We start from the raw sequence: 23,638 nt of genomic DNA on the forward strand, positions 1-23,638 counted from the left end.
TGTCAGGCTGCAATAAAAATAGAATAATTACAATTGGTCGCGCACTTCCAGCAGGAATTTTTTCATGCTTTCCAGCGAATCTATTACGCGCTGATGGTCGCGGGTATCGTTAAGGTTAGTTTTGAGGTGGTCTTTGGCGCCCTGTAGGGTATAACCCTTGTCGTTTATAAGGTGGAAGATGATCTTAAAATTTTCCAGGTCTTCGGGCGTAAAATATCTGTTGCCCTTTTTATTCTTTTTAGGCTGCAATACATCAAACTCCTTTTCGTAGAAACGTATCAAAGATTGGTTAACGCCAAACATGGCCGATACTTCGCCCATGGTATAGTACATTTTGCTTATCTCGCGGTCTTTGTAAGGCATACACAAATGTAAAGTTTTAGTAAGGAAGTCTGCAAGAGTGTAATAGGGAAAGTTAATATAATGCTCGAAAACATTTTTTTCTTCCTGACATCAGACTTCCCGACTTTCGGACTAATCATTACCTTTGCACACTATGACCGCTAAAGAGATACGCCAGGCTTTTCTTGATTTTTTTGCTTCTAAAGGCCACGTTATTGTGCCAAGTGCACCTATTGTTGTTAAAAACGACCCCACCCTGATGTTTACCAACGCGGGGATGAACCAGTTTAAGGATGTTTTTTTGGGCGAAGCTCCTGCAAAGGCCCCGCGCGTGGCCGATACCCAGCGCTGCCTTCGCGTTAGCGGCAAACATAACGACCTGGAAGAAGTGGGTATTGATACCTACCACCATACCATGTTCGAGATGCTGGGCAACTGGAGCTTTGGCGATTACTTTAAAAAAGATGCCATAGCCTGGAGCTGGGAACTTCTCACAGAAGTTTACAAATTAGATAAGAGCCGCCTTTACGTAACCTATTTTGAAGGCGACGAAAAGGAAGGCCTTGAAAAGGATACCGAAACCTACGACCTATGGAAACAATATGTAGACGAGGCGCATATATTACGAGGCAACAAAAAAGATAACTTTTGGGAAATGGGCGAAACCGGCCCATGCGGCCCATGTTCGGAGGTACATTACGATAGCCGCCCGGATAATGAGCGTGCAAAAGTTAGTGGCGATACCTTAGTTAACGCCGACCACGACCAGGTAATAGAGATCTGGAACAACGTATTTATGCAGTTTAACCGCATTAAAGATGGTTCGCTGCACCAGTTGCCTGCCAAGCATGTGGATACAGGGATGGGCTTTGAACGTTTGGTACGTGTGCTGCAAGGCAAAACATCTAACTACGATACTGATGTTTTCCAGCCGATGATTCAGCTCATAGCGGAGAAGAGCGGTAAAAAATATAACAGTGCCGCCAAACCCGGCGATGCCGACTGGGCCGATGCCGTAGCCATGCGCGTACTGGCAGACCATATACGCGCCATTAGTTTTGCCATTGCCGATGGGCAGTTGCCTGCAAGCAACAAAGCAGGTTACGTTATCCGTAGGATTTTGCGCCGTGCGGTACGTTACAGCTACCAAACTCTCGGCTTTAAAGAACCATTCTTTAACGAATTAGTGCCATTGCTGGCTGAGCAGTTTAAAGGTGTGTTTGATGGATTGGACGCCCAGAAAGATTTTGTGCAAAAGGTTATCTTGGAGGAGGAGGTTTCTTTCTTGAGAACTTTAGCCAAGGGTATAGATATGTTTGGAGAGTATGCGACTTTATTGAAAGATAAAAATGTCGCTACCCAAAATTCTCCTGTAATAGATGGAAATTTTGCCTTTACATTGTATGATACTTATGGGTTCCCAATCGATCTTACTGAATTGATGGCGCGTGAAAATGGACTTTCTGTCGATATGGTCTTGTTTAACGAAGCCCTACAAACCCAAAAACTCCGCTCACGGGCGGCTACAGCTGTTGATACCGGCGATTGGATTGTTCTAAAAGACGAAGACGCTGTAATGTTTACAGGTTACGATGAGACTGAAAGCATAGCGCACCTTATAAAATACCGAAAGGTGAGCGCCAAGGGAAAAGAACAATACCAGTTAGTTTTAGATAAAACGCCTTTTTACGCTGAAAGTGGTGGCCAGGTGGGCGATAAAGGAGAACTGATATTCCCTAACGGCGAAATAATTGAAGTTACTGATACTAAAAAAGAGAATGGCCTTATTGTACATTTTACAAATAAGCTTCCGTCGGCTCCGGAAGATGCCTTGACAGCTATTGTGGACGCTTCTTTGCGTAACCGCACGAACAGTAATCACTCAGCTACGCACTTGTTACACGCTGCGATGAAGCAGGTATTGGGCACGCACGTCAATCAAAAAGGGTCTTTGGTAAATGCTGATTATCTTCGCTTTGATTTTTCTCATTTCGCAAAAGTGACGGACGATGAACTTAGAAGGATAGAAAATATTGTAAATGAAAAAATAAGGGAAAATATCTTCCTAAAAGAAGAGCGAAGTGTAGTTTATGCCGAAGCTATACAAAGTGGCGTTACAGCCTTGTTTGGTGAAAAATATGGCGAATACGTAAGGGTAATAACTTTTGACGACGATTTTAGCAAGGAGCTTTGCGGTGGTACACACGTAAAAGCCACAGGCCAGATAGGTTACTTTAAAATAACAGCCGAAAGTGCAGTTGCAGCCGGTGTGCGCCGTATCGAAGCAATTACAGGGGTTGCTGCCGAAAATTATATCAACGAGCAAACCAAACTGGTGCAGCAGGTAAAAGAGCTGCTTAGAAACCCGAAGGATATTGCTAAAAGTCTGGAAAGTTTAATGGAAGAAAATAACCGTTTGAAAAAAGAGATAGAAAAATCTATCCTCGAAAAATCATCCGGTTTAAGAGATGAACTGGCTAAAAAATCACAGGAGATCAACAGCATCAATTTTATTGCCCAAAGGGTAGAGTTACCAAACGCCGATGCTATTAAAACCCTGGCCTATCACCTTAAAGATATTGTGCCAAACCTGTTCCTGGTATTGGCTGCGGAAATTAACGGAAAACCAAGTATTACCGTAATGATAGATGAGGCCCTTGTAAAAGAAAAAGGCCTGCACGCGGGTAATATTGTAAAAGAGCTTGCCAAAGAGGTCAAAGGCGGCGGCGGTGGCCAGCCATTCTTTGCTACAGCCGGCGGCAGCGATGTTACCGGTATTAATAACGCTTTAACAAAAGCCAAAAGCTTTGTAAGCTAAGCCCAACAAACTTACTTTATAACAAAAAGGACCGCCTGTTAAGCGGTCCTTTTTCATTTAGATCATATTAATGCCTGCCATGTCCACCGCCATGCCCGTGTCCGCCCGGCCCTCCGGGCCCATGGCCATGTTGTGGTCCTTTGGATGGCCCATGTCCCCAGTCACGGCCGGGGCCTCTGCCTGGGCCACGGTTCCAGTTATGGTTAGGGCCTCTGCCCGGCCCACGGTTTATGACCCTAACAGGGAGGTTCACATAATGGTTACGGTTTACTACTACTGTGCGCGGGCGGTAATACCTGTCGCGAATAATGCCATGCCCTGCACCACGGTACCGCGCATATCTTACACGGTCGCTGCTGTAATAGCGGTAGGGGTTTGGCCTGTACACCGCCACTTTGTAACCATTATTTATGTTGTAGTAATTATAGCGTGGTGGTAAGCTGTTACGCCAGATCCAGTTATTGCCGTTTAAATAAATATACTGCCGTGTTGGGGCATAGTAATAACTGTTAACATCGGGCAGGTAGTAATAATTCGCGTCGGCATATTCTACTGGTGGGGTCCAGGTGCCTATATTAACGTTTACGCTTACCTGCGCTTTTGACCGGGTTACTGATGCCGCGAGCATAAACATCGCCGCAAGGCATCCAAAAAGTAGTTTCTTCATATCTATAGTGTAATTGCAATTAATTCTGCACGCTTAAGGTAACAGACATCAGCATAAATAAATGGTTTAAAAAATTGTTTGTTTATAGCCCGTGCTTTTTAAAAAATAGCTATGAAAAACATATATAAAAACTATATTTGGCATGTTTCATCAATGCTGAACAACAGCTGAATATATACTATGGCAGTTCTACAAGGCAGCGTGAGTGATAAGTACGAGTTGGTTGTTGGGTTAGAGGTTCACGCGCAGTTATCCACTTTAAGTAAGGCTTTCTCATCAGATTCGGCAGCATTTGGCGCCGAACCGAACCATCATGTTAGTCCGGTTTCGCTGGGCCATCCCGGTACGTTGCCACGCATTAACAAGCGCATGGTAGAGTATGCTGTTAAAATGGGTTTAGCTTGTAACTGCATTATCAATTTAAAAAACACTTTTGCCCGTAAAAATTACTTTTACGCCGATTTACCCAAAGGCTTTCAAACCACGCAAGACCAGCAGCCTATATGCCTTGGTGGTGGCGTAACGGTTAAATTATCCGACGGTTCGTCTAAAACGATCGCTATTCATCACATCCACATGGAAGATGATGCAGGTAAAAGTTCTCACGACCAGCACGACCAGTATTCTCTTATAGACCTGAACAGGGCAGGAGTACCGCTTATAGAAATAGTATCCGAACCAGACCTGCGTAGTGCCGAAGAGGCCGGCCAGTTCCTGACCGAGATCCGCCGTATTTTGCGTTACCTTGATATTTGCGATGGCAATATGGAAGAAGGCAGCATGCGCTGCGATGCCAATATATCCGTCCGGTTAAAAGGCGCTACCCAATTTGGTAATCGGTGTGAGGTAAAAAACTTAAACTCCATACGTAATGTGCAGCGCGCTATTGAACATGAGTTTGCACGCCAGGTAGAGATAATAGAAGCCGGCGGCCATATAGATCAAAACACCCTTAATTTTAATGCAGATACCGGCGAAACATCGGTACTGCGTTCAAAGGAAATGGCTAACGATTATCGCTACTTCCCCGAGCCGGATCTACTGCCCGTTCAAATAATAGAAGAACAGCTTGATGTGATCCGAAAAAGCATGCCGGCTTTGCCAAATGAGTTGTTTGAAAAGTACACGAAAAACCTTGGCCTATCTGATTATGACGCCGGCGTGATAATCGCTGACAAAGATTTTGCCGTATATTTTGAAGAGCTTATAAAGCATACCACTAATTATAAATCTGCCGCTAATTGGGTTATGGGGGCCGTAAGGTCATACATTAACGATAACAGCATTAACGTAGCTGATTTTAATTTGCCTCCAAAAAATTTAGCCGGGCTTATCCAACTGGTTGACGAAGGCAAAGTGAATAATTCTGTAGCCACGCAAAAGCTTTTCCCCGAAATGTTGAAAGTTAATAACAAAACTGCCGATCAACTGGCTAAAGACTTAAATTTACTGATAAGTGGTGATACTAACGAGGTTGATGAGTTTATACGTGCCGCGCTGGCAAAATATCCCGACAAGGTGGTAGAATACCAAAAGGGTAAAAAGGGCGTTTTAGGCTTGTTTATGGGCGAGGTGATGAAACTATCGAAAGGAAAGATCGACCCGCAAAAAACCAATCAGCTTTTAATAAAAGAATTAGAATCTAAATAAAGATCAATGAAAAACCGTATTGTTACCTGCCTGGCATTCGTGGCAGCGTTCGCCATTTCGTCGTGTAAGGATGCTACAACCTTCACTATTTCGGGTAAATTAGATAACCCCGGCAGCATTAAAAAAGTATATCTGTTAGCAGCAGACAGCGCGCAGGTAAGTATTATTGATTCCACAGAAATAAGCGCTAACAAGGAGTTCAGTTTCAAACATTCATCGCCCTACGCTAACCTGTATAAGCTGCGCATTGGCGGTAATATTTATGATCTGGTTGCCAAGAACGGCGATGCCATTACTTTTAAAACAGATGTAGCCAACGTTAACCACGATTATGAGGTGGGTGGTTCAGAAACATCTGAAAAAATTAAGGAGTTTAATAAAATAAGCAACATGTACGGTGCCAAAAACAGTAAACTGTCTGATGAGTACACCAATAAATCGGCAGCATTGGGTAAGGAGTCCGATTCGTTGCTTAAGATCTACATTCCGCAATTCCAGAAAAATATTGCCGACTACAGCAACGAAGTTTTGAAATTTGTTGCCGATAATAAAAAATCATTGGCAGGTTTTTACGCAGCCACATCTTTAGACCAATACAAGTACGAGCAGCAAATGGTTGCTTATGCCGATGATATAAAAGATGAGTTTAAAAATAACCCTGCCGTACAAACCTTTTTGCGCCAGATGGCCGCGGTAAAGCCTATTTCGGTAGGCCATAAAGCGCCCGACTTTACCATCAAGAGCATTGATGATAAGGATGTAAAGCTATCAGACTATAAAGGCAAATATGTAATGCTGGATTTTTGGGCATCGTGGTGCGGTCCTTGCCGCCAGGAAAACCCTAACGTGGTTAAGCAGTATAAACTTTATAAAGATAAAGGCTTTAACATACTTGGTATATCATTAGATATTGAGAAAAAAGACTGGAAGCAAGCTGTTAATGCCGATGGCTTAAGCTGGACGCATGTGTCAGACTTACAGCGCTTTGAAGGGCCTACAGAAAAGCTATATCATATTGAGGCTATCCCATCAAATTTTATCATAGACCCGCAAGGAAATATTGTAGCGAAGAATGTTACAGGCGCTGATCTTGAAGAATTTTTAAAGAAAACATTTAAATAACCTGAATTAAAGGTTAACTTATGGTGCCATTTAACAATTTGTTAATATTGCGTTAACTATTAGCTTTAATTAAGCTTATACATTTATGCAAAAATAAATATACATGAGCACCAGCAAACAAAAGATATTAATTGTTGACGACGAGCCCGATATTTTAGAGCTGATAGAGTATAACCTTAAGAAAGAAGGCTACCAGGTTTATTCGGCGCGTAATGGCCAGGAAGCTGTTGCCGAAGCAAAACGTACCCAGCCAGATCTGATCGTTTTAGATATAATGATGCCTAAAATGGATGGCATAGAAGCATGCCGCATTATGCGCACCATGCCCGAGTTTAAGAACACCTTTATGGTGTTCCTTACTGCACGTAGCGAAGAGTATTCGGAAATTGCAGGCTTTAACGTAGGTGCCGATGATTACATTGCCAAACCTATTAAGCCACGTGCGCTGGTTAGCCGTATAAACGCCATCCTTCGTCGTAATGCCCCACCGGAAGAGGTTACCGATAACAAACTGGAAATTGGAGACCTTGTGATAGATCGTGAGGCTTACCTGGTTTATAAAAAGGGTGTAAAGGTAGTATTAGCCAAAAAAGAGTTTGAGCTGCTTTACCTGTTGGCATCAAAACCGGGCAAGGTTTATACCCGTGAAGTGATACTGAAAAATATTTGGGAAGATTCGGTAGTGGTTACCAACCGTACCATTGACGTACATGTGCGCAAACTACGCGAAAAGCTTGGAGATGATTGTGTAGCTACCGTAAAAGGTGTAGGTTACAAATTTGAAGCCTAAAAAAAGCCTCCCGAAGCCGGGAGGCTTTTTTTGTGTTCTTTACTTATTTAGCAGTCGCGGCTTTACTTTTAGCGGTGGTTGCTGTTTTTGAAGTAGTGTTTTTAGCAGCAGTAACCTTTGGTGCTGCTTTTTTAACAGCGGCAACCTTGGTTTTAGCTTCAGTAGTAATTGCTTTAGCTTTGGTATCGGCTTTGGTTTTTAAATCGGCAGCTGTTTTTTTAGCGTCAGCCGTGGTGGTTTTTGCTTTATCGGTAACCGCTTTTGCTTTGGCCGCGGCAACTGTTTTAACAGCGGTTGCTTCTTTCTGAGCTTTATTTGTAGTATCGGCGGCCTTTTTAGCGGCAGTGGTTTTAGCTGCAGTAGCTTTTTTTACAACGGTTGTTTTTGCCGCACTTGCTTTACGCGTGGCCGTCGCTTTTTTTGCGGTTACGCTTTCTTTAATGTCTTCAATTTTGTCTTCGGCCTTATCTTTCAGGTCTTCGGCAGTTTCTTTAGTGCCATCCCAAAATTCTTCTATGGTTTCCTTTATCTTTTCGAAAAAGCCCTTTTCTTCGGGCTGTGTTTTTTTTGTGCTCATAATAATATATTTAGGTAGCGGAATGATTTATAGGAATTTAACATAGGTAATTATAATTTGTTTTAGGCCAGCTATTTAGCGTGATTGCTATAGCGATACTGCAATTAATTTAATTAACTGTATTTTTGCCCGCAATATGAAGTTTCCAAAGTTTACCGATCTGATATTGTTTGAAGATGATGATGTTATTGTGGTTAATAAACCACCGTTCATCAGTTCGTTAGACGAGCGCAAGGGTGGCGAGATAAATATGCTGCGCCTGGCGAAGCAATATACCGATGATGCGCAGATATGTCATCGCTTAGATAAAGAAACCTCGGGCGCGCTTATTATAGCCAAAAACCCGGAGGCCTACCGTACGGTATCTATGCAGTTTGAAAAACGTAAAGTTAAAAAGGTTTACCACGCTGTTATTGATGGTACACATGTTTTTGAAAACCTGCTGATAGACCTGCCTATCCTAAACGTTGGTAAAGGCAATGTAACCATTAGCAGGCAGGAAGGTAAACGTGCCGAAACATGGTTCCAATCGTTAAAATACTTTAAACACTACACCTTGGTGGAATGTAGGCCAGTTACGGGCCGAATGCACCAGATAAGGATTCACCTGGCTACCCAGCGTGCTTCAATAGCCGGCGATGAAATGTATAAGGGCCAGCCGGTATTCCTTTCAAAAATAAAACGGAAGTATATTTTAGGTAAAGATCAGGAGGAGCTGCCTATTATGAAACGCTTTGCCCTGCACGCTTATGAGGTAAGCTTTAAGCTGCCATCCGGCAATGATGTTACCATACATGCGCCTTACCCTAAAGATTTTGAAACGCTGCTGAAACTGTTGGAAAAATTTGACAGTTAGGCATAAAAAAAGCCCTTGCTATTTGCAAGGGCTTTCAATTACTTGAAGCTTGGATCTGGTGGAACAGTATCCTTTTTAGTCCTTAATGTATTAAAAGAAGGATCTGGTGGAACAGTGTCTTTTTTAACCCTGAATGTATTGAAAGAAGGGTCTGGTGGAACAGTGTCTTTTTTGCCTTTAACGCTTAAATTATTAAGAGACTTACCGGCAGGGGCAGTGTTATCTTTCTGGCACGCATATACGCCAATAACAACTATGGCTAATAATAAGTAAATAATTTTTTTCATATCTGATTGTCCGCTGTGATAGTTTATACAAATGTATAATTAATATATTTCTTTATACGCATAAAAAGAGTAAAAAGTTACAATTATATTCTTTTTGTTTTTATCAAAGTCAAGCGTAAATTAGTAAAAAAACAGTGTATGCTTAAAAAGCTTACCATAACCCTTAGTTTCTTTATTCTATTCCTGCAAGTTGTGCATGTTCATGCACGGCAATTGCCTGTTACACAGCAAAAAAATAATAAGCTCAGTAAAGACACACTCATCGATATACTTTCGCAGCCGGATGCATTTCAACGCGAAAAACGTTTAATTACTTTTTCAAAAACATATATCCAGGTTACAGATACCGCTAAATTATCAGCAGCGCAAGACACTTTAAAAAATTATTTTTCGAAGTATAATCTGCCAAACCGCGATATTTTTATATATTTTATAAAAAGCATCGCATATAATAAGCTTCATGATCTTAAGCTGGCCGAACTGAACATGGCAAAGGCCGTACAGCTTGCCGAAAGAAATAATCAGGCTTACCTGTCATTTCAATGTTTAAGCCACCTGGGCTTTATTCAAACAGATAAGGGCGATTATATCGGTGCTATTTATAGCTATCGCCTTGCCAATATCAACGTACGGAAGCTTAGGGATAAGTTTAAGGATGTAAGGAGGGAAGCCGCCCTCAATATTAATATTTCCGACCTGTTTTACAAATCGGGGTTGTATGCGCAGTCTCTCAATTACCTTAACGACGCTGATGCGCTGCTCAGAAACGACACTACAGCGCAACGCCTTTTATCGAGCGCTATATATTATAATAAGTCCGAGAATTTTTTCAGGATGAACAACCTCGATTCGCTGAAGGCTTATCACAATATACTTAACGATCCTAAAAACACCAACTATAAAATATTTACTTACCGGGGGCGTACAGCTTATTACATAACGTTGCTGCAGCACAACTATACTTTAGCTATAAACCAAATTAAAGAACTGCAGAAAAGTAAGAACTACGCCCAAAGCGACCTGGAAAACCAACACCTGGCCGATGCGTACTACATGAGCGGGCAGTTAGATTCGGCAAAGGTTATTATTGACATGCTGCTTGCCGCCGATACCGCTAACAGCCACCCTGAGATAAAATTTCACCTTTACGAAACGCTTGCCTGGATAGCCGAAAAGAAAGGGGACTACAAAGCTTCATCATACAACTTCAGGCTGGCGTTGCGCCAATCGCAGGAAATTAACATCAGGTTAACGCAGGTAGGTAATATATCATCGCAAATAAAAATAGAAGAAACCGAACAATCCTATCTTCAAAAAGCCGAGGTATATAAACGCGAGCGTTTGTGGCTGCTGTTTATTGTATTGATTGCAGCACTCAGCATAATTGCCATAGCGTTGTTTTACCGTAACGTTCGTCAAAAAAGGCATTACGAAAAACTATTGTTTGAAGCTAAAAAAGCCGAGCTCGCCTTTATCAACTCTCATGAGGTTCGCAAACACCTCACCAATATTTTGGGTATGATAGATATTTTAAAGCACAGTAGTACTAAACTGGAAGACTACAGGCAGGTGGAGGAGTATCTATACAAATCTGCCTCGTTGCTTGATGATGCTATCAAAAACATTTCCGAAAAGCTGAACGACGAGTAGAGGGGATGTCTAACAAAATTCTGTCCGGATCAATTACTATCCCTAATCCAAGCTTATCAGCGTAGTTTCCCGGCGAATAATATCAGCCACACTCGTTTCAGATAGTATCTTCAGCGTAGCATCGCGTACTTCTATAAACACATCCCGTATACCGCAGGTATGCTCCTGGTGGCACTCATCGCAACGATGATAGAAGTTTAAGCTTGCACAAGGTACCATGGCAATAGGGCCATCGGTAATACGCATAATGCTAACCAGGTAAATGTCTTTAGGGTCTTTGTTTAGGCTGTAGCCACCACCCGCACCTTTTTTACTGTATAGGTAACCCGCGTTCCTGAGGTCAAGCAGGATCTGCTCCAAAAATTTTTTCGGTATCTTTTCAAGCTCAGCGATCTTCGAGATCTGCATAGGCGGCTTGTCCATGTTTTTGCCCATGACAACAAGCGCCTTTATGGCGTATTTAGTTTTTTTGGATAGCATTTATAAATATAGTGCACAAAATTACATAAACAAATTTGTACTACATAATATGTATGCATAGTAAATCAGGTAGTCGTTTTGTCTGAATGGCCAAGGTTTTTACCGGGGCTGATTACATCTCGTACAAGTTGCTTTAGTTCCTTAATTTCAGGGAAACGGCCTTGTTCTTTGCGGTCAAATATCACAGCTTCATTTATCCGGATGTTATATGTTCCAGATGTTTCGCTGGGTTGTAAAGTTATGCCGTAAACATCATCGGTAAAGGTAGTAAGCAGTTCCTGGGCCATGTATGCCGCACGTAAAAGCCAGTTACACTTTGGGCAATATTCAATGGTGATAGCAGGTTTCATACTGGCGAGATAAATAATTTATAAATTCATTGCGTAAATACGACACAATAGTTTGTTAGCAGATAATTTTTATTAATTTCAACATCCAAACACCAACCAATTATAAAACATATTTCATGAAAAAAATAACATTTTTTCTGCTGATGCAGGTTGCAGGCATGTCTTTGTTCGCTCAAAAGGGCGTACAAGTTAAAATTGAAAATGGTATTGTAGAAAGCGTTACAGAAACATCCGGCGTAAACAGCTTCAAGGGGATACCATTTGCACAGCCACCAATTGGCGAATTGCGCTGGAAAGAGCCGCAACCGGTTAACAGCTGGACAGGTGTGCGAAAGTGCGATGCTTTTGGTTACAACGCCATGCAAAAAAAGCCGTTTGGCGACATGGGTTTTCGCTCGCCGGGTATGAGCGAGGATTGCCTGTATCTGAATGTTTGGGTACCTGCCGGTAAACCCAAAGGTAAGTTACCTGTTCTGGTATATTTTTATGGCGGCGGCTTTGTGGCCGGCGACGGATCCGAGCCGCGTTACGATGGCGAAAGCATGGCCAAACGGGGCATTATTACCTTAACCGTTAACTACCGTTTGGGCGTGTTCGGGTTTTTGGCACACCCAGAACTTACGAAGGAATCGGCACACCACTCATCGGGCAACTATGGTTTGCTCGACCAGAACGCCGCCCTGCGTTGGGTGCAAAAAAATATTGCCGCCTTTGGTGGCGACCCTAAAAGGGTAACCATAGCAGGGGAATCTGCCGGCTCCATGTCGGTATCAGCGCAAATGGCATCGCCTTTATCAAAGGGTTTGATAGCCGGAGCCATAGGTGAGAGCGGGGCTATGTTTAAACCTTTAGCGCCAACGGCGCTTGATGTTGCCGAAAGTAATGGTGTTAAATTTGGCGAAAAGGCAGAGGCCACCACGTTAGCAGCTTTGCGTACCATCCCGGCCGATCAATTATTAGAGCTGGCCTCTAAACCGGGCAATCCGCAAATAGGCTTTACTACAGATGGTTACTTTTTCACTGAACAACCATCTGCTACGTTCATGTCAGGACAGCAGGCTAAAGTGACGCTGCTGGTAGGATGGAACTCTGCCGAGATACCTTACCAGGCCTTTATGTACGGCAACGCGCCAACGCCCGAGAATTATTTAAAGCAATTAAATATGTTTTATAAGGACAAGGCCAACGAGGTGCTCAAATTATATCCGGGTGCTACAGAAGAAGAGGTAATTAAATCGGCCACGGAACTGGCCAGCGACAGGTTTATTGTTTACGCAACCTGGAAATGGGCCGATGTACATGCTAAAACAAGCGGTAAGCCGGTGTACAGGTATGTGTTCTCTAAAGCTAAACCACCTGTTACTGCGGCAATGGCCAATTTAACACCAGGGCTTGCAGGTGGTGTAAATAAAACTACAGATGCTGAAAAAGCAAGGCCTAAGGGGCCGCAACCTTATAATGGCGCGCCGCATGCTTTTGAAATTGAGTATGCTATGGGTAACCTGGCCACCAATAAAATGTATGCCTGGACAGCGGACGATTACAAAGTATCTGACACGATGGAAAGCTATTTTGCCAACTTTATTAAAACAGGTAACCCCAACGGGGCGCGATTGCCGAAGTGGGATGCCAACGTTAAGGACGGGGTAGTATCATACAATGACCTTGATGTAAAAACCGTGTTGAAAAAGGAAAGCCCTCAGCTAAAAGGTAGATATGATTTTTTAGATAAGCAATATCAAGAATAAAAAAAGAGCCGCTTTGTGCGGCTCTTTTTTTATTACTTCAAATTCCTGACAATTGTAAAAGTCAATATGCCTGCAACTGCAATTACCGAAGCAATTAGTGTTTTGTTGACCAATTTAGGCGGGGTGTACAATACGCCACGTTTATTTGTTTTAGCGGGGCGCTTAACATATCGGCCGCTGCTTGGGATGGCTACCCTGTCAAAATTTTCAACCAAACTTTTAAGCCCTTCGGCAAGCTCCTCGCCAACCATTGGTCTGCCGTGGCCGGTTGCAGCAATAGCCGGATTTAAATTATATAATTTTTTTACCGACTGCTTTGCCGCGCCCCAATCGTAAGTGAAGTATTTGGGAGGACCGGATACGATCTCTGATTGCATGGCTATCGAAAAGGCCGACTCTTGTTTAGTAGTAACAAATGCATCTCCGGCTAACAGCAGCCTGTCTTTTTCCCTAAAAAGCGCTATATGCCCCGGAGCGTGGCCCGGCGTATGGATATATTGCCAACCTGGTAAAACCGGGATATTATTATCGTTTTGCAGCACCTTTAAGGAGCCATTCAAATCGATTGACTTCCGTGGATAAACTACCGACATCAGGCTCATTAATCCGCCACCAACGGTAGGGTCGGGTGGTGGGTAAGATGAAACTCCGTTTAAATAAGGTATCTCCAACGGGTGTGCAAATACCGGTACATCCCAGGCTTTTAACAACTCCAATATATTGCCGGTATGATCGAAGTGCCCGTGGGTAAGTATAATTGCCTTTGGCGGGTTATTACCAAAAAGCTCTTGCGCAGTATCTTTAATATATTGTGAGTAGCCTTTAAGCCCTGTATCTACCAACACCCATTCGTTTTTATTAATGGCTACAAAGTAAACGTTTACAAATAGCGTTTTAAGCCCCCACACGCCGGTTGCTATTTTGAAGTAACCAGACTGGTTATCTTTTTCTGTTTCAACTTGGGTCATAACTATATATTTCTATTCTATATCTACTTTCTGTAAATCCATTCTTGGCGGGCCGGTAAGTACTTTTCCGTCAATGTCAAATCGGCCGCCATGGCAGGGGCAATCCCAGCTTTTTTCGGCGTGGTTAAAACATACAATACAGCCGGCATGAGTGCATGTAGGGTTTAAGGCGGTTATTTTGCCATCAGCATCTTTGTATACTGCAAGCTTTTCTCCCTCATACTTTACTATGGTGCCGGTATCTGATTCAAGATCCTTTAATGAGTTGATCGACTCGGCGCTGATCCTATCCGCTACAAAACGGTAGGCAACATCAGCGTTCTCTTTAACAAAATCCATAAACCCTGCTACAGGCTTAATGCGCGAAGGATTGAACAGATCTGCATATTCATTTTCCTTGCCCAGTATCGCATCACTAATCATTTTACCCGCGATGGTACCGAACATCATGCCGTTGCCATTGTAGCCCGTAGCCATATAAAGATTATCGTCGCCCATGGGCATTTGCCCTATAAATGGTAACTGATCTGTTGGGACGTAATATTGAGACGACCATTTAAACGCCACTTCGTCAACATCATAATAATTACGAATATATTTTTCTAACGTATCAAAGGCAGCATCAGGATCTTCGTGGCCGGTTTTATGATCTTCGCCGCCAACCAGTAAGTATTTTTGGCCATCAACGGTATGGCCGCGGAAATAATGATACGGCTCCTTAGAATCATAGGATAAACAATCCGGGTAATCGGCCTCGTTCTTTAGTTTTACACCAATTACATAGCTACGGTAGGGCGCGCAGTTAAAATCGAAAACATTAATTCCCGGTGGAAGGTGGGTAGCGTAAACCAAATTTTTGGCTTTTATGGTAACACTATCCCCCTTGGCTAAATGTACCCCATCAGCAAAAGATGTTTCCCTGATAAATGTGTCCTCTAACAGAACGCCGCCCGCTTCAATAAATGCTTTTGCCAAACCATATATATACTTAAGCGGATGAAACTGCCCCTGCTTTTTAAATACGATCGATTTTTTAAACGGCACTTTAACACCGTTGTCATCGGCTTCAAAAACTTCTATTCCTGCCTTTTGTGAAGCAGTAAGGATGTCGTCAAGTATCTTAACCTCTTCGTCGGTTTCCGCGTACAGGTAGCCGTCTTTTATTTCGAGATCGCAGGCTATATTATGATCCTGGGATAGATCCCTGATCATACTAAATGCCTCTTTGCCGCAATTGGCAAGTAGTTTAGCATCCGCCTCGCTAAAATCGCTTTCTACATCGGCATAGGTAGCGTCAAAAAATGTATTTAAGTGTGCGCTTGTGCCGCCTGTAGTGCCAAAACCAATGGTTCTTGCCTCGGCCAGAATGGTTTGTTTACCCTGTTTTTGAAGCAGCAGGGCAGTGGTTAAACCTGTGATGCCACCGCCAACTACGAGGGCATCATAAACAGTCTCTCCGGTGATTTTATCTGTTGTAGCGTTAAGCGTAAAACTGCCCTTTTGCCAGGGACTAAGCGTTTCGCTATCCCGTAAAGTTTGTTGTCGTGTAGTGTTGATTTTTTCCATAGCATACAGATTTTTAAATAAAAAAACCGCCCCGGTATACCGGGGCGGCCTTGATATGTAAGGCACCACATTTAATACAAATGTGATGCCATCCTAATACTATAGGTTAAAAATATTTACTACAAGTGAATTACTTCGCCGTATGCATCAGCAGCGGCTTCCATAACAGCCTCGCTCATGGTAGGGTGAGGGTGTACCGATTTAATAATATCGTGACCGGTAGTTTCCAGCTTGCGTGCGGTAACAACCTCGGCAATCATTTCTGTAACGTTAAGGCCCAGCATATGCGCTCCCAGGAATTCGCCGTATTTAGCATCAAAAATAACCTTTACAAAACCATCTTTAGCGCCGGCAGCACTTGCCTTACCCGATGCCGAGAACGGGAACTTACCCACCTTAACTTCGTACCCTGCTTCTTTAGCAGCTTTTTCGGTATAACCTACAGAAGCAACCTCCGGAGAGCAATAAGTACAGCCCGGGATGTTATTATAATCTAAAGGCTCGGGGTTTTTACCCGCTATCTTTTCTACACAAATAATACCCTCGGCAGATGCAACGTGTGCCAAAGCCTGGCCTTTAACAATATCGCCGATAGCGTAAACGCCTTCAACGTTTGTTTTGTAAAAATCATCAACTAAAACCTTGCCTTTGTCGGTTTTAACACCGTTCTCTTCAAGGCCTATGCCTTCGATGTTGGTAGAGACACCTATTGCCGATAATACAATGTCGGCCTCAAGCACCTGGTTGCCATTAGCGGTTTTTACGTTAACACGGCAGCCTTCGCCATTGGTATCAACAGACTCAACGGTAGAACCGGTCATGATGTTGATGCCCTGTTTTTTTAAGATACGTAACAAGCCTTTTGAGATCTCTTCGTCCTCTAACGGAACGATGTTATCTAAATACTCTACCACAGTAACTTTTGTACCAATAGCGTTGTAAAAATAAGCAAACTCAATACCTATAGCGCCTGAGCCCACCACAACCATTGATTTAGGTTGCTGTGGTAATATCATGGCCTGGCGGTAACCAATTACCTTTTTACCATCCTGTTTAAGGTTAGGTAACTCGCGCGAGCGGCCACCTGTTGCCAATATGATGTTGGTAGCGGTAAAATCCTTTGTAGAGCCATCTGCAAGCTTAACAGCAACGGTGCCTTTTGATTTTAACGAGCCGTAGCCGATAATCACGTCGATCTTGTTTTTCTTCATCAAGAACTGTACGCCTTTACTCATGCCATCGGCAACGCCGCGGCTGCGTTTTACAACGGCTTCAAAATCAACCTCGCCGCCGCTGGTTTTAATACCATAGTCGGCAGCATGGTTTAAATATTCAAAAACCTGGGCGCTTTTTAATAAAGCTTTAGTAGGGATACAACCCCAGTTAAGGCATATGCCCCCAAGCGATTCTTTTTCTACAATAGCGGTTTTTAAACCCAATTGCGATGCGCGGATAGCAGCTACATAGCCGCCCGGGCCCGAACCAATAACAATTAAATCGTAATCCATATAGTATGTATCTTTTATGATTTTGGAATGCCAAAGCTAACTAAAAACCAGTGTAAATGAAAAATGGGAATTGATTTAGAAATGAAGCTTATAATTTAAAGTAATTAGGTGATATTTAAGTTAATTATTATAAAAAATGACACTCATAATGCAAATATTATAGCAGAAATTCATCAAAATTTCATTATTGCTTAAATAAGGTGTAAAGTGTTGAAAAATATATAATTATTGTTAACATAAACTTAATATACTAAACAGCTGTAATATATATCTTTGCGCCATTAATTCACTAACGATTAAATCACTTAACAGTTAAATTAAAAAAACAAGTATGAGAAAACATTTACTTCTCTCAATCATCTTCTTGTTTACTGCGGTTGTTGCCTTTGCACAGGTAACATCAAGTAGTATGTCAGGAACAATTAAAGATGCTAAGGGCGTTACTTTGCCCGGCGCAACCATTAAGGCAACTCACCTTCCATCAGGAACTGTTTACACTGCCGCTTCAAACAAAGACGGTTTGTTTAACATCCCGGGTATGCGCGTTGGTGGCCCTTACACGGTTGAGGTAAGCTTTATTGGTTTTAATAAAGCAACCGCAAGCGACATTACTTTACAATTAGGCCAGCCTTACATCTTTAACTCAACCCTTAGCGAAACAGGTTTAGAGTTACAGGCTGTAAACATTACTGCAACAAGGCGCATTTCTACTGCTAAAGCAGGCGCAAGTACAAACGTGAACAGAACAGCACTTTCAACCCTGCCTACTTTTTCTCGTAGCATTACAGATTTTACCCGTTTAACACCACAGTCATCAGGTTCGAGCTTTGCAGGCCGCGACGCGCGTTTAAACAGTGTAACTGTTGATGGTGCAAACCTTAACAATACCTTTGGTACATCATCAGACCTTTTACCGGGTGGTGGTGCACAGCCTATTTCTATCGAAACTTACGACGAGCTTTCTATTAATATCGCTCCGTTTGACGTTAGACAGTCAGGCTTTACCGGTGCAGGTATATACGCTACTACCAAAAGCGGTACCAACACATTCCACGGTTCGGCTTATACTTACTACAAAAACCAATCTTTTAACGGTAACTACATTGGCGATAATTTTATTGGTGCTAACGTAGCTAAAGCAAGTACCAAAACTTACGGTGCTACTTTTGGCGGCCCTATCATCAAAAACAAATTATTCTTCTTCGCTAACTTCGAAAAAGAAACCGCAACCTCTCCGGGTATAGCGTTTTCTCCGGCAGGTGGTTCGGGTAATGGTACGCCATCAGCAACACCGGTTGCCGATCTTCAAAAAGTGTCTGATTACCTGAAAACTAAGTTTGGTTATGAAACAGGTGGTTTTGATAACTTTGACGCGTTTAACAACAAAAACACCAAGTATTTACTTAAACTGGACTGGAACATCAACGATAAAAACAAGTTGACTGTTAAATACAGCCATTTAAATGCAACCAGCGATCAAACAGTTAATGGTACAAGTACACCAAACAACGGATCTTATACCTTTACAAATACAGCTACAGGTGTATCTACTACCCGTGGTAGTGGTGGTTTGGTTAACGCGCGTTACAGCAACCAGTCAATTGCGTTTGCTAACTCAAACTATGGTTTCTTAAACAAAGTTAACACCGGTACAATAGAGTTAAACAGCAGCATCAGCTCTAAATTCTCTAACCAGTTGTTAGCTACCTTCAAAAAATACGATAACCCACGTACCAGCAAAGGTGCATTATTCCCAACTATTGATATCTACAATGGTTTAGGTAGCAACTACATTACTGCAGGTTCTGACCCTTACACAAAAAACAACGAGGTTGTTGACAATACCTACAGCGTTTACGACAACTTAACTTACTACGCAGGTAAACACACCATTACAGGTGGTATTAACTACGAGTACCAAAGGGTAGGTAACGCGTTTATGCCGGGTGCAGCGGGTTCATACATCTACAATTCATTAGATGATTTCTTGAATGACAGGGCACCCATTCAATTTACTTACAACTACTCGTTGGTACCGGGTGTTGATAAAGTTTTCTCGGCTAACTTAAAAGTTGGTACTATCAGCGCATACGTACAAGACGAATACGCTGTAAGCCCGGACTTTAAATTTACTTACGGTATCCGTGCCGATAAGAGCATCTACTTAGAGAACCCAATAGAAAACCCGCAAATGACCGCGTTGATATTGCCGAACTCTAAAGGTGTGCCTACTTCATACAACTCTGGCTTATGGCCAAAATCACCTATCTTGTTATCGCCAAGGGTAGGTTTCCGTTGGGCATTGCTTGAAGATAAATCATTGGTTATCCGTGGTGGTACCGGTATCTTCACAGGTAAAATTCCTTACGTTTTCTTAACCAACAACCCAAGTAACAGCGCCATGTATAACTTTGGTGGTGTTGCTACCCCGGCACAACTTGCTGATATTAAGTTAAACCCGGATCCAACAACTTACGCCAACCTGTTCCCGCAAACTGCTGGTACAGCTATCCAATCGGCTACTGTATTAATAGATCGTAACTTTAAATTCCCACAGGTTTTCAGAACTAACTTAGCGGTAGAGAAAAACCTTGGTAATGGCTTCACTGCTACTTTGGAAGGTTTATATACTAAAGATATCAATGCTGTTAGAATGCGTAACGCTAACTTAAAAGACCCTACCGGTATTTTAGTTGAAGGCGACCTGACACGTGTTCGCTACACAGGTAACGCTGCAGACAGGTCTATATACCCTGCACTTAGCTCGGCTATCGTATTAGAGAACACTAACAAAGGTTACGCTACTTCGTTAACCGCGCAAATCGCTAAACAATTTAAAGGTGGGTTTACTGCAACTGCAGCCTATACTTACACCCAGGCTAAAGAAGCATTCTCTACTGTAGGTACAACTGCAACAAACGTATGGTCATCAACTGCAAACGTTGGTACTACTAACGATGTTGAAACAGGTTATACTAACTTTTATGTTCCTCACCGTATAGTTGCTTCTGCATCGTACAGGTTTAATTACTTAAACCATGCTGCTACAACCATTGGTTTATTTTACCAGGGCCAGGCAGGTGGTACAACCCCTATCAGCTACACTGTTAACGGCGACTTAAATGGTGATGGTGTATCTGCTGACTTAATGTACATTCCTAAAAAAGCGAGCGAAATTACTTTCACTCAATACAATGCTACTGTTAACGGCGTAACTTACACTTACACCCCGCAACAACAAGCTGCTGCTTTAGAGCAATTCATCAAAAACACTCCTTACTTAAATGCTAACAGGGGTAAATACGCGCAAAGGAATGCTGCTTTCTTACCATGGTACAACCGTATAGATGCAAACATCTTACAAGATTTTTACATCATGGCCGGCGGTCAGAAACATACATTACAGTTAAGCGCAACTGTATTAAACCTGCCAAACTTGCTTAACAAATACTGGGGTATCCAAAAACAGATCACCTTTGCTAACCCGCTTACTTACTTAAGTACAGATGCAACTACAAATGTTCCGTCATACAACATGCGTCAGCTTAACGGTAAACTGGTTAACACTCCATATGTTGATGCTACATCAGCTACTACCTGGAGCTTATTGATTGGTGCTAAGTACATTTTCTAATCAACAGTTGATATTGTTAAACATTAAAATAATTACAATGAAAAAATATATAAATATCGTATTAGCTGCCCTGGTTACATTAACCGTGTTTAGCTGTACAAAAAAAGCCGATGTTGACGCTATCGAACCAAAGCTGCCAGCCATTCAATTAAGCAGCCTTGGCTATCAGCAAGTAGGGCCATTCATCATTAGCGGTAGTACTGCAAATTATTTGCAGGTAAACTTTGGTGCAACACTTACTAACCAGCAAACCGGTGCTTTTAAACTGGAGTTTTACGAACAACAACCTGCAGCCGGAACCCCGCCTGTAACTCCCGCACCGGTGCTAAAATCTACCGTAAACTTTACGTCGTGGAACGGTAATGATGTTACATCGACACCTGCTGTACCGGCTACCGAAACAACACCTGCAAAAGCTGCAGTGGTTGTTCATACTATTTCTGCTGTTGAGCAATCAACCACATATCCTAATACTTTAGTATATGCCGGTACTATCACGCTTAAATTAAGTTCACTTGGTTTAACGGTTGGTAAAACTTACAACGTAAAAGCTTACGCTTACAATAAAGATGGAAGTAAATCATCAGTGTTTACTCAAAACTCATTCTTAGTAACTAAGTAATATGAAGTTTTAAATAATAAAAAAAGCCTCCCAATTTGGGAGGCTTTTTTTTGTGCTTGTTTTTCGGAGATTAAGGTTTATATGTTTTAAATAACCTGTCCCAGATGTTGGTATAAAAGCCGTAATTATAGGTAATATCAGTATGATGATTATGATGAAATGTTGATGACCCGAGATACTTGAACCATATACTGTTTCTTGCTCTATCTGATAAAGGTTCGGTACCCAAATGGCCGGCAATACCAAAGACTACATTTGCCGTTAAATAAATAATAACAGCATAGAAGTTAAAAGCGTAAACGCTAATAATACAAAGCCACAGTAAACCGAAACTAACAGTTTCCAACGGATGCAAAACAAAAAGATCTATAGGTTTTGGGTGGCTGTAATAATGGTGGAATTTATGAATAGTATTGTAAATAGCTGAATGATGGATGCAATAATGCAAAACATACATAGCCAGATCCATCGCTATAAATAAAAATGCAAAATCGATAACTATAATCCAATTTATATCAAAGCGGAAAGTTAAGGCTCCCGTTTGCCATAACTTAAAGCCTGCGAAAGTGATCAAAGTGTTGATCAGATTTGTTATGATGCAAACAAGAACCTCATTACGGTTGGGCGGTTCGACATGCTTCGAGGTTAACTTCTGAGTAAGCCAACCAGCAAATAAAGCTAATAGTGTTACAAGACAATTTTCTATCAGAAATATCATCAATAATATAGCGGACGATTGTTCTGACAGGAATTTTAACATGATAAGTTAATTACTATTCATATTCAAACTGCCCAAATTCCGATACCACCGTTACCTGCTTTTTATCAGCAGCTTCTACACGCCCAATAATTTGCGCATCTACATTAAAGCTTTTTGAAATAGCTATGATGTCATCAGTTATCTCTTCGGGTACATAAAGTTCCATACGGTGGCCCATGTTAAATACTTTGTACATTTCCTGCCAGTCGGTATTGGATTCTTCCTGGATAAGTTTGAACAAAGGAGGAATCGGGAACAGGTTATCTTTTATGATGTGCAGGTTATCAATAAAGTGTAATACTTTAGTTTGCGCCCCGCCGCTGCAATGCACCATACCGTTTACCTGTGCGCGATACTTATCTAAAATGGTTTTGATGATGGGGGCATAGGTGCGTGTTGCCGATAATACCAGTTTACCCGCGGTAACAGTTTCGCCATTGCCGATCTCAATTTTATCGGTGAGTGTCTTGCTGCCGCTAAATACCAGTTCTTGGGGAACTGCAGAGTCAAAGCTTTCGCTATATTTATTGGCGATGTTTTTATTAAACACATCGTGGCGGGCAGATGTAAGGCCGTTTGAACCCATGCCGCCATTATATTCTTTTTCGTAGGTAGCTTGCCCGTATGATGCAAGCCCCACTATAACATCGCCGGGTTTAATACGGTCGTTTGAAATTACATCGGCACGTTTCATGCGGCAGGTAACGGTGCTGTCTACTATGATGGTACGTACCAAATCGCCCACGTCGGCAGTTTCGCCGCCGGTAGAGTAGATTCCTATCCCTGCATTACGCAGTTCGGCTAAAATTTCTTCGGTGCCGTTTATGATAGCTGCGATAACTTCGCCCGGTATCAGGTTTTTATTACGGCCAATGGTTGATGATAGCAGGATGTTATCAGTAGCGCCCACGCAAAGCAGGTCGTCCAGGTTCATGATAATGGCATCCTGTGCAATACCCCGCCATACAGATATATCGCCGGTTTCTTTCCAGTAAGTATACGCTAGAGATGATTTTGTACCTGCGCCATCAGCATGCATAATATTGCAATACTCAGGGTCGTTAGTTAAAATATCGGGTACAATTTTGCAGAAAGCTTTCGGGAAGATCCCTTTATCAATGTTTTTAATGGCATTATGTACATCATCTTTTGATGCAGAAACGCCCCGTTGATCATATCTTTGCGGAGAAGTCATGGGCAAATATACTGCTTACAAATATTTTAAGCGTTAAAATTATTACAT

Annotated in this window: 20 protein-coding genes; 9 read left to right on the forward strand and 11 right to left on the reverse strand. The window is 42.2% G+C overall.

The window, feature by feature from the left end:
* Positions 1-27: 27 nt before the first annotated feature.
* Positions 28-363 (reverse strand): MerR family transcriptional regulator, encoded by a 336-nt coding sequence (locus ACFQZI_RS07555; RefSeq protein ID WP_377140576.1) that lies wholly within the window; start codon positions 361-363, stop codon positions 28-30.
* Positions 364-496: 133 nt separating this feature from the next.
* Between ACFQZI_RS07555 and alaS the strand changes: the two genes are divergently transcribed.
* A complete protein-coding gene (gene alaS, locus ACFQZI_RS07560) occupies positions 497-3,160 on the forward strand; it encodes an alanine--tRNA ligase (RefSeq protein WP_377140579.1) in 2,664 nt (887 codons plus the stop codon).
* A 67-nt stretch (positions 3,161-3,227) separates the two neighbouring features.
* Here the strand turns inward: alaS and ACFQZI_RS07565 are convergent, their stop codons facing one another.
* Positions 3,228-3,827, reverse strand: coding sequence for a hypothetical protein (locus ACFQZI_RS07565; RefSeq protein ID WP_377140582.1), 600 nt, complete (start codon positions 3,825-3,827; stop codon positions 3,228-3,230).
* Positions 3,828-4,007: 180 nt separating this feature from the next.
* Here ACFQZI_RS07565 and gatB point away from each other — a divergent pair, with 180 nt between their 5' ends.
* The 3 genes from gatB (at position 4,008) to ACFQZI_RS07580 (ending at position 7,389) form a co-directional block, all read left to right on the forward strand.
* On the forward strand, positions 4,008-5,477 hold the full coding sequence (gatB, locus tag ACFQZI_RS07570; RefSeq protein WP_377140585.1) for an Asp-tRNA(Asn)/Glu-tRNA(Gln) amidotransferase subunit GatB: 1,470 nt from the start codon (positions 4,008-4,010) through the stop codon (positions 5,475-5,477).
* 6 nt (positions 5,478-5,483) lie between these two features.
* A complete protein-coding gene (locus ACFQZI_RS07575) occupies positions 5,484-6,599 on the forward strand; it encodes a redoxin domain-containing protein (RefSeq protein WP_377140587.1) in 1,116 nt (371 codons plus the stop codon).
* A gap of 103 nt (positions 6,600-6,702) precedes the next feature.
* Positions 6,703-7,389, forward strand: coding sequence for a response regulator transcription factor (locus ACFQZI_RS07580; protein WP_377140589.1), 687 nt, complete (start codon positions 6,703-6,705; stop codon positions 7,387-7,389).
* Between the two features lie 43 nt (positions 7,390-7,432).
* On the opposite strand, the gene ACFQZI_RS07585 is transcribed toward ACFQZI_RS07580, so the two are convergent.
* Positions 7,433-7,966, reverse strand: a complete 534-nt coding sequence (locus ACFQZI_RS07585; protein ID WP_377140591.1) for a hypothetical protein — start codon at positions 7,964-7,966, stop codon at positions 7,433-7,435.
* Positions 7,967-8,102: 136 nt separating this feature from the next.
* On the opposite strand from ACFQZI_RS07585, the gene ACFQZI_RS07590 reads away from it, so the two are divergent.
* A complete protein-coding gene (locus ACFQZI_RS07590; RefSeq protein ID WP_377140594.1) occupies positions 8,103-8,822 on the forward strand; it encodes an RluA family pseudouridine synthase in 720 nt (239 codons plus the stop codon).
* A gap of 38 nt (positions 8,823-8,860) precedes the next feature.
* On the opposite strand, the gene ACFQZI_RS07595 is transcribed toward ACFQZI_RS07590, so the two are convergent.
* Positions 8,861-9,109, reverse strand: a complete 249-nt coding sequence (locus tag ACFQZI_RS07595) for a hypothetical protein (RefSeq protein WP_377140597.1) — start codon at positions 9,107-9,109, stop codon at positions 8,861-8,863.
* 138 nt (positions 9,110-9,247) lie between these two features.
* Between ACFQZI_RS07595 and ACFQZI_RS07600 the strand changes: the two genes are divergently transcribed.
* On the forward strand, positions 9,248-10,759 hold the full coding sequence (locus ACFQZI_RS07600; protein ID WP_377140599.1) for a hypothetical protein: 1,512 nt from the start codon (positions 9,248-9,250) through the stop codon (positions 10,757-10,759).
* A gap of 42 nt (positions 10,760-10,801) precedes the next feature.
* Here ACFQZI_RS07600 and ACFQZI_RS07605 read toward each other — a convergent pair whose 3' ends face one another.
* Both ACFQZI_RS07605 and ACFQZI_RS07610 read right to left on the reverse strand, forming a co-directional pair.
* The gene (locus ACFQZI_RS07605) at positions 10,802-11,239 is read right to left on the reverse strand and encodes an RrF2 family transcriptional regulator (protein WP_377140602.1); all 438 of its coding nucleotides are present in this window, start codon (positions 11,237-11,239) and stop codon (positions 10,802-10,804) included.
* A 65-nt stretch (positions 11,240-11,304) separates the two neighbouring features.
* The gene (locus ACFQZI_RS07610) at positions 11,305-11,589 is read right to left on the reverse strand and encodes a SelT/SelW/SelH family protein (protein WP_377140605.1); all 285 of its coding nucleotides are present in this window, start codon (positions 11,587-11,589) and stop codon (positions 11,305-11,307) included.
* Positions 11,590-11,705: 116 nt separating this feature from the next.
* On the opposite strand from ACFQZI_RS07610, the gene ACFQZI_RS07615 reads away from it, so the two are divergent.
* Positions 11,706-13,337, forward strand: coding sequence for a carboxylesterase/lipase family protein (locus ACFQZI_RS07615; protein ID WP_377140608.1), 1,632 nt, complete (start codon positions 11,706-11,708; stop codon positions 13,335-13,337).
* 32 nt (positions 13,338-13,369) lie between these two features.
* Here the strand turns inward: ACFQZI_RS07615 and ACFQZI_RS07620 are convergent, their stop codons facing one another.
* The 3 genes from ACFQZI_RS07620 to lpdA all read right to left on the reverse strand — a co-directional run bounded on the left by ACFQZI_RS07620 (position 13,370) and on the right by lpdA (position 17,379).
* On the reverse strand, positions 13,370-14,305 hold the full coding sequence (locus ACFQZI_RS07620; protein WP_377140610.1) for an MBL fold metallo-hydrolase: 936 nt from the start codon (positions 14,303-14,305) through the stop codon (positions 13,370-13,372).
* A gap of 12 nt (positions 14,306-14,317) precedes the next feature.
* Positions 14,318-15,871 (reverse strand): FAD-dependent oxidoreductase, encoded by a 1,554-nt coding sequence (locus ACFQZI_RS07625; RefSeq protein WP_377140613.1) that lies wholly within the window; start codon positions 15,869-15,871, stop codon positions 14,318-14,320.
* 119 nt (positions 15,872-15,990) lie between these two features.
* The gene (gene lpdA, locus ACFQZI_RS07630; protein ID WP_377140616.1) at positions 15,991-17,379 is read right to left on the reverse strand and encodes a dihydrolipoyl dehydrogenase; all 1,389 of its coding nucleotides are present in this window, start codon (positions 17,377-17,379) and stop codon (positions 15,991-15,993) included.
* A gap of 331 nt (positions 17,380-17,710) precedes the next feature.
* On the opposite strand from lpdA, the gene ACFQZI_RS07635 reads away from it, so the two are divergent.
* Together ACFQZI_RS07635 and ACFQZI_RS07640 are read left to right on the forward strand one after the other, a co-directional pair.
* Positions 17,711-21,013, forward strand: coding sequence for a TonB-dependent receptor (locus ACFQZI_RS07635; RefSeq protein ID WP_377140619.1), 3,303 nt, complete (start codon positions 17,711-17,713; stop codon positions 21,011-21,013).
* Positions 21,014-21,050: 37 nt separating this feature from the next.
* Positions 21,051-21,635 carry a hypothetical protein gene (locus ACFQZI_RS07640; RefSeq protein ID WP_377140622.1) on the forward strand — a complete coding sequence of 195 codons (585 nt, stop codon included), beginning with the start codon at positions 21,051-21,053 and terminating at the stop codon, positions 21,633-21,635.
* A 70-nt stretch (positions 21,636-21,705) separates the two neighbouring features.
* Here the strand turns inward: ACFQZI_RS07640 and ACFQZI_RS07645 are convergent, their stop codons facing one another.
* Entirely contained in the window at positions 21,706-22,209 is a 504-nt protein-coding gene (locus ACFQZI_RS07645) for a sterol desaturase family protein (RefSeq protein WP_377140624.1), read from the reverse strand.
* Between the two features lie 199 nt (positions 22,210-22,408).
* Positions 22,409-23,590: an AIR synthase related protein gene (locus tag ACFQZI_RS07650; RefSeq protein WP_377140626.1), complete on the reverse strand. Its 1,182-nt coding sequence runs from the start codon at positions 23,588-23,590 to the stop codon at positions 22,409-22,411.
* Positions 23,591-23,638 lie beyond the last annotated feature (48 nt).

This window comes from Mucilaginibacter lutimaris, from assembly GCF_042676625.1.
Taxonomy (GTDB): Bacteria; Bacteroidota; Bacteroidia; order Sphingobacteriales; family Sphingobacteriaceae; genus Mucilaginibacter; species Mucilaginibacter lutimaris.